Origin of the sequence: uncultured Butyricimonas sp. (genome assembly GCF_959596855.1) — a bacterium.
Classification (GTDB): domain Bacteria; phylum Bacteroidota; class Bacteroidia; order Bacteroidales; family Marinifilaceae; genus Butyricimonas; species Butyricimonas muris.
This window is the reverse complement of sequence record NZ_CAUFYA010000080.1, coordinates 1-10,703: the sequence shown is the minus strand read 5'-3', so window position 1 is coordinate 10,703 and position 10,703 is coordinate 1. Positions and strand designations below refer to the sequence as shown.

General features: G+C 41.1%; 16 protein-coding genes and 1 pseudogene. 16 read left to right on the top strand and 1 reads right to left on the bottom strand.

Features of this window, described 5'->3' with window-relative positions; genetic code table 11:
* Positions 1 to 370 (bottom strand): annotated as a pseudogene (locus tag Q5866_RS20395) (hypothetical protein); the annotation flags it as partial.
* A gap of 368 nt (positions 371 to 738) precedes the next feature.
* On the opposite strand from Q5866_RS20395, the gene Q5866_RS20390 reads away from it, so the two are divergent.
* The 16 genes from Q5866_RS20390 to Q5866_RS20315 all read left to right on the top strand — a co-directional run.
* Positions 739 to 957 (top strand): helix-turn-helix domain-containing protein, encoded by a 219-nt coding sequence (locus tag Q5866_RS20390; RefSeq protein ID WP_303182206.1) that lies wholly within the window; start codon positions 739 to 741, stop codon positions 955 to 957.
* Positions 954 to 1,172, top strand: coding sequence for a hypothetical protein (locus Q5866_RS20385; protein ID WP_303182205.1), 219 nt, complete (start codon positions 954 to 956; stop codon positions 1,170 to 1,172). Before Q5866_RS20390 ends, Q5866_RS20385 begins: the two co-directional genes overlap by 4 nt.
* Entirely contained in the window at positions 1,147 to 1,389 is a 243-nt protein-coding gene (locus Q5866_RS20380; protein ID WP_303182204.1) for a hypothetical protein, read from the top strand. Before Q5866_RS20385 ends, Q5866_RS20380 begins: the two co-directional genes overlap by 26 nt.
* Before the next feature lie 24 nt (positions 1,390 to 1,413).
* Positions 1,414 to 1,671: a hypothetical protein gene (locus Q5866_RS20375; protein WP_303182202.1), complete on the top strand. Its 258-nt coding sequence runs from the start codon at positions 1,414 to 1,416 to the stop codon at positions 1,669 to 1,671.
* A gap of 132 nt (positions 1,672 to 1,803) precedes the next feature.
* Positions 1,804 to 2,604: a DUF6291 domain-containing protein gene (locus Q5866_RS20370; protein ID WP_303182200.1), complete on the top strand. Its 801-nt coding sequence runs from the start codon at positions 1,804 to 1,806 to the stop codon at positions 2,602 to 2,604.
* Positions 2,601 to 4,352 (top strand): bifunctional DNA primase/helicase, encoded by a 1,752-nt coding sequence (locus tag Q5866_RS20365; protein ID WP_303182198.1) that lies wholly within the window; start codon positions 2,601 to 2,603, stop codon positions 4,350 to 4,352. The genes Q5866_RS20370 and Q5866_RS20365 overlap by 4 nt, the downstream gene beginning before the upstream one ends.
* 18 nt (positions 4,353 to 4,370) lie before the next feature.
* Positions 4,371 to 4,628, top strand: a complete 258-nt coding sequence (locus Q5866_RS20360; protein WP_303182196.1) for a hypothetical protein — start codon at positions 4,371 to 4,373, stop codon at positions 4,626 to 4,628.
* On the top strand, positions 4,612 to 4,953 hold the full coding sequence (locus tag Q5866_RS20355) for an HNH endonuclease signature motif containing protein (RefSeq protein ID WP_303182194.1): 342 nt from the start codon (positions 4,612 to 4,614) through the stop codon (positions 4,951 to 4,953). The genes Q5866_RS20360 and Q5866_RS20355 overlap by 17 nt, the downstream gene beginning before the upstream one ends.
* Positions 4,922 to 5,128 carry a hypothetical protein gene (locus Q5866_RS20350; protein ID WP_303182192.1) on the top strand — a complete coding sequence of 69 codons (207 nt, stop codon included), beginning with the start codon at positions 4,922 to 4,924 and terminating at the stop codon, positions 5,126 to 5,128. Before Q5866_RS20355 ends, Q5866_RS20350 begins: the two co-directional genes overlap by 32 nt.
* Positions 5,112 to 5,345, top strand: coding sequence for a hypothetical protein (locus tag Q5866_RS20345; protein WP_303182190.1), 234 nt, complete (start codon positions 5,112 to 5,114; stop codon positions 5,343 to 5,345). Before Q5866_RS20350 ends, Q5866_RS20345 begins: the two co-directional genes overlap by 17 nt.
* 2 nt (positions 5,346 to 5,347) lie before the next feature.
* Positions 5,348 to 6,310, top strand: coding sequence for a tyrosine-type recombinase/integrase (locus Q5866_RS20340; RefSeq protein ID WP_303182189.1), 963 nt, complete (start codon positions 5,348 to 5,350; stop codon positions 6,308 to 6,310).
* A 291-nt stretch (positions 6,311 to 6,601) separates the two neighbouring features.
* Positions 6,602 to 6,817: a hypothetical protein gene (locus Q5866_RS20335; protein ID WP_303182188.1), complete on the top strand. Its 216-nt coding sequence runs from the start codon at positions 6,602 to 6,604 to the stop codon at positions 6,815 to 6,817.
* A 20-nt stretch (positions 6,818 to 6,837) separates the two neighbouring features.
* Positions 6,838 to 7,638, top strand: coding sequence for a phosphoadenosine phosphosulfate reductase family protein (locus Q5866_RS20330; RefSeq protein ID WP_303182186.1), 801 nt, complete (start codon positions 6,838 to 6,840; stop codon positions 7,636 to 7,638).
* Between the two features lie 189 nt (positions 7,639 to 7,827).
* Positions 7,828 to 8,733: a tyrosine-type recombinase/integrase gene (locus tag Q5866_RS20325; protein ID WP_303182184.1), complete on the top strand. Its 906-nt coding sequence runs from the start codon at positions 7,828 to 7,830 to the stop codon at positions 8,731 to 8,733.
* Between the two features lie 255 nt (positions 8,734 to 8,988).
* Positions 8,989 to 9,456, top strand: a complete 468-nt coding sequence (locus Q5866_RS20320) for a phage terminase small subunit P27 family (RefSeq protein WP_303182182.1) — start codon at positions 8,989 to 8,991, stop codon at positions 9,454 to 9,456.
* Position 9,457: 1 nt separating this feature from the next.
* Positions 9,458 to 10,703: terminase large subunit (locus tag Q5866_RS20315; protein WP_303182180.1), on the top strand; the 1,246-nt coding region annotated here is incomplete at its 3' end.

Below are 10,703 nucleotides of genomic sequence, written 5' to 3'. Positions count from 1 at the left end.
AGTCAGCTCCTTCCATTCCCGGGATATTGTAAACCGGACATTCCTTTCTCATCACTGCAATATCAAAGCCTTGACCGGGACCGCAATACGCTTCGACGGAATCAATATGAGGAATGCCTACATTTGTATTCTCCACGTGCGGGATGCCTATATCTTCTTTTTTCAGCATTTCACCTTCGCCTGTGAGAAGCCATCCCATGTTTAATTCCGGAAAGTTATGAGAAATATTCTTGATTTTTTCGGGTTGAATTGATTTTCGGATATTCCCCACATACCCTGTACTTAGATTACATGTCTTTTCAAATCTATTAATTGCAATTTTTTTATGTCTAATAAATTCCAAAAGTCTCTCTTTTACAGTTGTTTCCATATCTTATAAATATTATCTATGAGAATACCTCATAACTAATTTTGAAATTAAGAGCAATGCTCATATATTTGCATCATCAAATACAACAAACACAACATCATCAATATTGATAGTATTTGCGATGATTTGCAAACGTAATAATTTAAATTTAAAAAATGCAATAATTATGAATGAAATTGTAGTGAGACACGGAGATGTAACAAGGTTAGCAAAAATTTGCGGATGTTCAATACAATCCGTTCGTTTTGCTTTGAAAGGTAGGCTAGAAAGTGCTCTAGCGACGAAGATTAGAAAAGAAGCCATAGCCATAGGAGGGGTAGAAATGTCGGAAAGGCGTTTAGTTCGAATCGTTAAATAAATGACAAGTTATGGGACGCACGAGAAAAGTAGGTGAGATCGTAAAGGTTGAAAAAAAGTGGTTATCTACGGCAGAAACAAAGAGATACCTCGATTGTGGGGAAGATTTTCTATACAATTTGCGGGATACAGCCGCGATAAGTTCCACGAAGATAAACGGTAAATACTTCTACGAATTGTCTAGTATCGAACGGCTTCTTGAAAAAAATAAAGTAAAAGCTATAAAATGATAATAACACCAGTAGCAACAAGCGAGGGCGTGAAAATATACATGACACGCTTTCATGGACACGTGATACACTTGTATTGCTATCCTGACGGTAAAATCTATTTTGGCTCGAATGACGTTCGTGTCATGAATCAATTCGAGAGTAGTGACGAATTTAAAACAGTAATGAAAAAATTAAATAATAATTATCATGACGAAAGACAGTGTAAGGTATAATGTAGAATCGATAAAAGGTCTATTGGATGCGATAGACACCTCGGAAATGATAGACAAGACAAACATAATCGCGGATTGTGCTCCCGGGAACGTAGACATGGATGATGTTAATGTGCTTTGCAGGTGCATCATTCAACTCATGGGATTACTTAATTGCATGAATTACGAGGTTGACAGCTTCCTTAAAAGGCTTGAATCAGAAGACATCGAGAAATAACCCAATGAGTAAATTATTTTGACTATGAAAAAAGTACAATTGGCAATAACTAGAGAAGAGGCGGAATTTATTTTGGATTGCTTGTATTCTGCCAAAAACGAGAGTGTTGAATTGATGGATTACAACCAGAAGAAAATCAATGAAGTATCTTCCGGGGAGACAATTGATTTATACCGGATAAAAAAGTTATGCGAGAACGGTATCGAGGAACAAAAGAACCTTGAAATTGCCGGGAAGATTGAAAGTAAGATTAAAAAGCTTTTCCCTCCATGTCCTTTCTGAAAAACCTGAATCAACCGAGAGATAATCTAATGTACTTGTGTTGGTATGTTAGGTTGCGGTTAATGGGATATTCAAGGAATGTTACCCGGATCGCTTTAAAAGGTAAGGGTGGTCGGTTTTATAAAAAGTAAAATGGAAGTGAATAGAAAATCATTCGTGTTTTATAAAGATTGGATGGAAGCAATAAGGGACTTGCCGGATGACATCAGGCTGGAAATTTACGAAAGCATAATAGTGTATGCGACATCGGGAAATATTCAGGGGTTGAAGCCTATGGCTAAGGTTGCTTTCAACTTTATAAAAACGGACTTAGACAGGGATGCTGAAAAGTATATGTCTACGACAGAGAGGAATAGGAACAACGGGGCACGGGGAGGTAGACCGAGAAAGAAAACCCACGATAACCCAAAAAACCCAAGTGGTTTTTATGAAACCCACGATAACCCAAAAAAACATGATAATGATAATGTAAATGATAATGATAATGTAAATGATAATAATCCCCCTATAATCCCCCTTGGGGATGCCGAGAGTGATTTTGAATCTTTCCGGAAAGAGTACCCGGGTAAAAAACGAGGGCTAAAGACGGAGTTCGAGAATTTCAAGAAGAAGCACAAGGATTGGCAGAATGTTATTCCCGTGTTGCTTCCGGCTATTCTGGCACAAATTGAAGAAAGAAACGCTTTGCTGTCCGCCGGGAAATTTGCCCCGGAATACGCGAACTTATCAACGTGGATAAACCAACGACGCTGGGAGTACGAGACGGCGCATGTCAAGAAAACGATTTTAGGAGATGGAGAGTTCGTTCAAGACGGGAAACGATATTACGGTGATCCGAGAGGTACGAAAATACCGGTTCCGGATAATGCCACACCAAGACCGTCAGCGTTTCATGGTTGGAGTAAAGAATTTAATGATTGGGTGATGTTATGAATTTCAGTGATCTAGGCATAGAAATACCAAATGGGAAAAGTGGGAACTTGAAAACCTATTGCCCCAAGTGTCGTGGTTCAAGATCGAATAAACGAGATCGAAGTTTATCCGTGAACGTGGCGGAGGGGGTATTCCATTGCCATTACTGCGGTTGGTCGGGAAGTATTCACGAGAAGGAAGATTACAAGATGAAACAAAGCTACATTAGACCGAGATACGATAACGTCACTAGTCTATCAGACAAGGCGGTAAAGTATTTCGAGGGGCGCAAGATCACGCAAAGCACGCTAAAGGAGATGAAAATTTCCGAGGGGATGGAGTTCATGCCACAAAAGGGGAAGAAATGCAACACGATCCAGTTTAATTATTTCGAGAACGGTGAACTTGTAAATATCAAGTACCGGACCGCCACGAAAGATTTCAAGCTGTGTCAAGGTGCCGAACTCATCCCGTACAATATCGATGCCATCAAGGACTCGAAAGAGTGCGTTATAACCGAGGGAGAATTTGACACGTTAAGCTATATCACTTGCGGGTACAAATTCGCCGTTAGTGTGCCGAATGGTGCCAATGCTAACTTGTCGTATCTCGATCGGTTCATAGATTCTCATTTCGAGAACAAGGAAACGATTTATATCGCTTCTGATTCCGACCAAAAAGGGTTAATGCTCCGCTCGGAGTTGATCAGGCGATTTGGCTCGGAGAGATGTAAAATTGTCGAGTACGGTGATGGTTGCAAAGACGCCAACGAACATCTGATCAAATTCGGTTCCGTGTCCCTCGTGAAGACTCTAACCGACGCGAAGGAGATAAAAATCGATGGCGTGTTCACCGTGTCGGATTTTGAGAGTGATTTGGATATGCTATTCGAGAGAGGGATGCAAAAGGGGACTCTGATCGGTCACGAGAATTTTGACAAGTATTGCAGTTTTGAGACCAATCGGCTCTGTGTAGTGACCGGTATTCCCGGGAGCGGTAAATCTGAATTTATAGACGAGATCGCTGAAAGATTGAATGTCTTTCACGGGTGGAAATTTGCTTTTTTCTCCCCGGAGAACGCACCCTTGCAGTATCACGCCAGCAAGATTATATCGAAGATAACCGGAAGACAGTTTGACAAACAACATTTATCTACTCCTGCTTATCGGCATGTAAAGCGATACATGGAGGATAATTTTTTCTTCATGGGAGGTGATAATTTCTCGCTAGATTCTATCTTGGAACGAGCTAGATATTTAGTCCGGAGACGTGGAATAAAATGTCTTGTTATTGACCCGTGGAACCGGGTGGAGAGTGATATTTCTAACGGGATGAGTGAAACAAACCACATCTCAAAGCAGCTTGATAAGATGACTATTTTCGCTCAAAAACATGATGTTTTGGTTATCCTTATGGCTCATCCAACGAAGATGAAGAAAACAGCCACCGGGGAGTTCGAGGTACCGACGTTATACGACATTAATGGGTCAGCTAATTTCTACAATAAAGCTGATTACGGGTTGACGGTACACAGGAACAAGTCTAACGGTGTTGTGGACGTGTATATCCAAAAAGTGAAGTTCAGACATCTCGGGGAGCCGGGTGTAGCGAAGTTTAAATATAATATCAATAACGGTCGATATTCCCCTTTCGATTTGTTGGATCAAACTAATGTTAAATGGGATAATACGAATCATTTAGAACAAAAAGAAGAAGAGCGGCAGCCCGTAATATTTGATAATTCAGATTTCGAGCCAGCGCCGTTTTAACAATTAAAATTAAAAACTATGGTAAAAACAAGTGATAGAATAGGAAAACCGTTCGTGGTTATAATGGAGGGAGTGAAAATGCTTGTAACAGCAGTAAAAATAGAAAACTCGTTATCATCTCCATGTGCTTCATGTGTCCTTCGGGGATTCAGGATAATTGGATCGAGTCAACACCCGCGTAACTGTCAGCGCATCGCACCCTCTTGCATGGCACATAAGCGAAAGGATAACAATAGTATTGTATACAAGAAGATAGATCATGCCGACGAAGCCTAAGCCACAGAAACGCCCGTGGGTGCCGGAGCGGGTGCCTAATGACAAAATGCAACACCGGGCTAAAAGCGCCCCGGAGTATCACACCTCCCGATGGACGAAAGAAAGTCGAGCATTCAGGGCAAAATACCCGCTTTGTAAGATTTGCGAGAGTAGGGGAATTATACAGGAGTCCGAGGTGGTTGATCATATTATTCCCGTTCCTATTTGTAAGGATTTTTGGGATAAAACTAACTGGCAAGCCTTGTGTAACAAGTGCAATATCGAAAAAGGTAACCGAGATAAAATATTAATAAATGGAAGAAATTGTGATACAAATAATCGCTGAAATACAGCAAAGCAAGGTGGAGTGTGATGTTGTACCGACACACGTGTTGTATTACAAGGATTTACTCCCGAAAGTTAGGGCGAGAGTCTTGGTTGCTATCGAGAATCTCCTGTCATCCGGCAAGTTGACAATGGTAAACACTATAAACGACACGGCTTATGATCTCGGTGATTGAATTGATAAATCCATCCGGGCAAAGAAAAGAGCTGCTAACGAGCGAGTATATTGAATTACTGGGGAAATACTTGAAAACGAAGGCTTTTGCCGAATGGAGTAACAAGAGAAATATTTCCGGGACTTTCAAGGTGGGGAAAGAAGAGAGAACGAGTGTTTCGGCAATAGAGATGTTTTTGAAGGATACAGGATATAAAATTAACATGATAAACAAGTAATTATGAGAAGTAATCTTTCAGTTGTTTACAACAGGCACGAGATCATGAGCGTGCATCGTAATGACAAGACAGTATTAACCGTCTTGGTGGACTTTATCCGGGAGTACATGGCTAAAAGTCATCGTCCGGATCATTACAAAAGGATGTATTTAATCGCGGCAAATCATCTGTCTGCCTTCGGAGAGTACATCGAAAAGACAATCTACACGAATACCTTGAATGATGAAGGATTGCAAGAATTCGTTCACTTTCTTCAAGAGCAACAAAATTTGATGTCGTCAACTGTTAAGGGAATGATTGAACGGGTTAAGGCTATGTTACAAAGAGCATATAACGGAGGTTATCCGGTTGATCCCACTTTCCGTGATTTCATTTATCGTGATGACGAGATAAACACGATATTCCTGTCGATGACGGACATCGCCCGGTTGTATTATTTCAGAGGCTTGAAAAAGAATCAAGAGATCGTGAGAGATTATTTTATCATTGGGTGTATGACTGCGTTACGTTATTCTGATTATTCTCGTTTGACAAAGGATAATTTTTTTGAAGGGAAAATTTCAATCCGCACAAAAAAAACAAAAGCTCCCGTTGTTGTCCCGGTTCATAAATTTGTTAGGGAGATCATGGAAAAATACAACTGGGAGTTGCCGAAGGCAAAGAGCATACAGTATTTCAACAAGGTTATAAAGGAAATTTGTAAAAAAGTTGGTTTCACGGAGTTGATACCTTACGAAAGGCGTAAAGGGTTGTATTTCACGACAACCATGCGTCCGAAATACGAGTTGATATCTTCACACACGGCTCGTCGATCTGCTGCCACGAATATGTTCCTTTCAGGAATCCCTACATTACGCATAATGAAGATCACGGCTCACAGGAGCGAGCAGATATTTTACAAGTACATAAAGATTTCAAACGAGGAGAATGCGATCACACTCTCCGCACATCAGTTTTTTAATTAATTAAACAAATTGAGGGAGTCTGGTCCGGTAGGAATCCGGGAATTAAAAGAAGTTCCACCAGCACCTCAAATTTTAAAATTAAACGATTTGAACCATGGAAGAGAGAACAATGTATATAATTACCAATGTGTGTGGGGATATGATGCTTGGAACTGAATGTTATATGAAATCTCTATGCATCGAGCGGTTTGTAAAGAAATCACGATACACGTGGAAGCAATGGTATCGACAAGGAGCACGTTGTAAGAAAGTTAAAGTTACTTACGAATTTATTTGAAAACGATTTGAATTATGAGTGATAATATTAGTATAACAAAAAGCGAAAAACAATGGATTGAGGAATTGAGTCGTCTTTTGAAAAGACAGCCTAAAACAATAACAATTTTTTGTTCCCCTGGCGAAATCGAACTATACAGCAAAAAATGTTTCCGTGGCACTGATGGAAGGGTAATGAAAGACAAAGAAATAACATCAATCCCTTATTGTGGTGATTGTGGCGCACATTAAATCAATAACGATATGAAGCAATGGAAGAACACGTGAAACGTAGTATAGAGCTTATTTGTAACCTTGAAACGGATAAAACATATAACCTTGGTTTCTCCGGCGGGAAGGATAGTGTCGTTCTTCTTGATATAGCGAAGAAATCCGGTGTAAAATTCGAGGCTTTTTACTCGAATACCACGATTGACCCTCCCGGAACAATTCCATTTATTCGGGAGAATTACCCGGAAGTTAAGATATTAAATCCGAAAGAATCTTTCTTACAGCTTGTGGCTAGAAAAGGTTTCCCCTCTCGGCAAAGACGTTTTTGTTGCGAGCTTCTAAAAGAGAACTACGGGATAGGTAAGCGAAACTTGGAAGGTATGCGCCGGGATGAATCTAACAACCGGGCAGGATATGAACCGGAGCAATGCGACAGCAGGAAGAGTATGAAAGGGGCTTGCCACGTTTTACCCTTGGTTTTTTGGACGGAAAAACAAGTTTGGGAGTATATTCACAAGCATCACCTTCCTTACATGAAGTATTACGATGCTCCTTATAATTTCACCCGTCATGGTTGCGTGGGTTGCCCTATCTCCACGAAATCGCAGATGAGACTTGAATTTAAGACATTCCCTCGCTACGCGATCAATATCATGAAAGCGATCAAGAAGTACATGGATACCCACCCGAACACTTTTTACGGGAAGAATTTTGATAACGAGTATGAAGCGTTTTATTACTACATAAATGAATTGACTTTACAGGATTTCAAATTCATGAAAACGGCTTCGATGTTCAAGAATGACTTTAAAAGTATGGTAATGGATTATTTGGGAATTTGATTCAATTAGATAGCATGGCGAACCGGGAAACATACACGAGAATAGTAACATGCCCCCATTGCGGGGGTGAAGGTTACACGAAAAAATGGAATGATCGAGAGCGTGAATACGATAGTGTGACATGCTCCGCGTGTGGAGGAGTGAGAGTATTAAGGAAGATTGTAAGGATAGAATACGAGAAGGTTGGAAATGAAATCAATAAACGAGATAATTAGCGAATTTCTAAGTTATCAGGATGTGAATGATTTGAGTCGTAAGGAGTACAAGTCAGTCATTAACTATTTCACTCGTTGGGTAGTTATAAATGGGCTTGATTTCTATCACTTAAAGAAATCTGATATTCTCCGGTACAAGTCAGATATGTTGCACGAGAAACTATCCGTGTACACGATCGGGTTGTATCTCACGGTAGTTCGGAAATTATTTGATTTTCTTTGTCAACAAGGATTTTATGAAGATAACATAGCGTTAGGCATAAAATCGCCGAAGAAAGATAGGGAGTACAGGAAAGGATACTTGTCAACGGAACAAGTGAAACAATTACTCGGGATTATTAACAGGGACACGATCGTGGGTAAAAGGGATTACGCTATCGTGTCCCTAATGGTGCGTACTGGTGTCAGGCGTGTTGAAGTCTGCCGGATGAAAGTCGGGGATATAACGAACGGTGAACGCACGTTGATTCGTTTACAACGCAAGGGGAAGGTCGATAAGAGTTGTAGTATCGGGGTAACAGGTAAAGTCTTGGATGTTATACATGATTATCTTGTTTGTCGCGACGACATGAACGAGGATAGCCCGTTATTCATTACACACAAGAAAGGTTACGCGAGTCAAGGTGTTAGTGATTTCATGATCTCACGAATGATCAAGAGATACTTGTGTATGATTAGTTTGAATGATAAACATTACACGTGTCATTCCCTTCGGCATACAGCCGCTATCTTGTCATTGAAAGCCGGAGCGAGTATATACGACGTGCAACAGATGCTAGGACACACGAGCATAGAAACGACACGGGTTTATTTAAGAGCGATAGACGCCGAGAAACGAGAGGATAACGCTGCAATACGTCGCTTGGATGAATTGTTCTAAGAAACGATAAAAACGATAAGATAAGTCGTTATTCATGTTGAAAAAATAGTCAATGGTAATTAAAGATATAATTTTATGTACATTTAATATTTGTTAAAATGAAAAAGTTTATAGAGAAAATCTATTGGGTTATTTCAGTTAGTAACTCGTTCAAGGGTAGGGGGGTAAAAAACTTTTTTGGTTCATTTGCTAAGACCCCATTCAACCCTTTTACACGCGCGTGCAAAATCGAGAGTTTTCAAGAAAGGGGATAACATGGCAGGAAGAAAACCAATATCGAACGAACTTAAAATTTTGAAGGGTACGGATCAGCCGTGTCGAATGAGGGATGAGGTGCGATTCGAGAAAGTGATTAAGATTCCCAAGCCCCCGGCATTTTTTAACGAGTACTCTAAAAGAGCATACAAGACAGCCACGACACAACTAGCGGAAAAAGGAATCTTGGACGTGGTAAATATAAATGCCGTGATAATGTACGCCTCGGAGATGGGAAAATACATGGAAGCACAGGAGATTCTAAAAGAAGAGGGGCGAATATTAACAGAGTACACGAAATTTGGCGAAAAGAAATACCGGAATCCTCTTGACAAGATGGCGAGCGAGTATTACACCAATGCCATCCGGTTAGCGTGCGAGTTGGGTATAACTCCTGCCTCGGCAAGTAAAGTGAAGGAGAAGCCAAAGGAAGAAAAAGACGAGTTTGATAATATAAACGAGATGTAATATGGGTAGAGGGAAGGAGTATATAAGAAAAATGCAACAGTACATTGATGATGTACTTTCCGGGGAGCGGAACGCCGGGATATTGGAAAAGTTAGCCGTTCAACGACACCTTGATGACTTGAAATATTCCGTTGAACGAGGAATCTATTGGGACGAGAAAGCCGCCATGAAAGCGTTATCCTTCTTTACCTTGTTACGGCATTATCAAGGAGAATGGGCGGGCAAGGAGTTGATACTAGAGGGGTGGCAGTGTTTTATTGTAGCTTCCCTTTTTGGTTGGAAAAAAGTCGGGGGAGTGAGAAGATTTAATACCGCTTACGTTGAGGTAAGCCGGAAAAACGGTAAAACCTTGTTGGCGGCTGGTATCGGGTTATATCTTCTTTACTTGGATGACGAGCAAGGGGCACAAATATATAGTGCCGCCGTGGATAAAGATCAGGCGAAGGTGTGTTGGGAGGCTGCCGTGGCGATGATCGAGCAGTCGGCGCCGCTCATGAAACGAACGATGTTAAGCAAGAAAGCGATTGCGGTAGAGAGTTCCCGGTCTACTTTTAAACCGTTATCCAAGGACACGAAAAATAAAGATGGGTTCAACCCTCACGGGGCGATTATCGACGAGTTGCACAAGTGGACTACCTTAGAAATCTACGACGTGATCCGTTCCGGTATGGGTGCCAGAAGGCAGCCGCTTATCTTTATAATCACAACGGCGGGGTTGAATCTTTCTCTCCCCTGTTATGGTGTTCGTAAGGTAAATACCGAAATACTAAAAGGTGACAAGATTCAGTTGGATAGGTTTATAATGATCTTCTCGATGGACGAGGGGGATGACTGGAAGGATTCGAGCAAGTGGGGTAAGGCAATCCCGAATTTAGGCGTGTCGGTAAAACCGGAGTTCATGCAGAGTGAATTTACAGCAGTGTTAAACGATCCATCCAAGGAACTGGAATTTAAAACGAAGAACTTGAATCTATGGGTGGATGCTCCAACCGTATGGATTCCGGATGACGTGATTCAAGCGAATAATTTCGGGACGAAAGACGAGGATTTGAAGGGTAAGGAGTGTTACGCCGGGTTGGATTTGGCGAGCACGGACGACATAACGGCTTTGGCGTTGTTCTTCCCGATGTTAGAACATCCTGTTTTGCGCTTGTTTTTCTGGGTTCCGGAGGCGAAAGTGAAGCAAAAAGCCGATCGGGTGGATTACAGGTTGTGGGTACAACAAGGATTTATCACGGTAACAGAGG

What these genes read in the sequence shown, in the direction of transcription:
- Q5866_RS20370 (WP_303182200.1), top strand. Translation starts at nt 1,804, where the DNA reads ATGGAAGTGAATAGAAAATCATTCGTGTTTTATAAAGATTGGATGGAA.
- Q5866_RS20325 (WP_303182184.1), top strand. Translation starts at nt 7,828, where the DNA reads ATGAAATCAATAAACGAGATAATTAGCGAATTTCTAAGTTATCAGGAT.
- Q5866_RS20350 (WP_303182192.1), top strand. Translation starts at nt 4,922, where the DNA reads ATGGAAGAAATTGTGATACAAATAATCGCTGAAATACAGCAAAGCAAG.
- Q5866_RS20380 (WP_303182204.1), top strand. Translation starts at nt 1,147, where the DNA reads ATGACGAAAGACAGTGTAAGGTATAATGTAGAATCGATAAAAGGTCTA.
- Q5866_RS20375 (WP_303182202.1), top strand. Translation starts at nt 1,414, where the DNA reads ATGAAAAAAGTACAATTGGCAATAACTAGAGAAGAGGCGGAATTTATT.
- Q5866_RS20390 (WP_303182206.1), top strand. Translation starts at nt 739, where the DNA reads ATGGGACGCACGAGAAAAGTAGGTGAGATCGTAAAGGTTGAAAAAAAG.
- Q5866_RS20340 (WP_303182189.1), top strand. Translation starts at nt 5,348, where the DNA reads ATGAGAAGTAATCTTTCAGTTGTTTACAACAGGCACGAGATCATGAGC.
- Q5866_RS20335 (WP_303182188.1), top strand. Translation starts at nt 6,602, where the DNA reads ATGAGTGATAATATTAGTATAACAAAAAGCGAAAAACAATGGATTGAG.
- Q5866_RS20355 (WP_303182194.1), top strand. Translation starts at nt 4,612, where the DNA reads ATGCCGACGAAGCCTAAGCCACAGAAACGCCCGTGGGTGCCGGAGCGG.
- Q5866_RS20320 (WP_303182182.1), top strand. Translation starts at nt 8,989, where the DNA reads ATGGCAGGAAGAAAACCAATATCGAACGAACTTAAAATTTTGAAGGGT.
- Q5866_RS20385 (WP_303182205.1), top strand. Translation starts at nt 954, where the DNA reads ATGATAATAACACCAGTAGCAACAAGCGAGGGCGTGAAAATATACATG.
- Q5866_RS20365 (WP_303182198.1), top strand. Translation starts at nt 2,601, where the DNA reads ATGAATTTCAGTGATCTAGGCATAGAAATACCAAATGGGAAAAGTGGG.
- Q5866_RS20345 (WP_303182190.1), top strand. Translation starts at nt 5,112, where the DNA reads ATGATCTCGGTGATTGAATTGATAAATCCATCCGGGCAAAGAAAAGAG.
- Q5866_RS20360 (WP_303182196.1), top strand. Translation starts at nt 4,371, where the DNA reads ATGGTAAAAACAAGTGATAGAATAGGAAAACCGTTCGTGGTTATAATG.
- Q5866_RS20330 (WP_303182186.1), top strand. Translation starts at nt 6,838, where the DNA reads ATGGAAGAACACGTGAAACGTAGTATAGAGCTTATTTGTAACCTTGAA.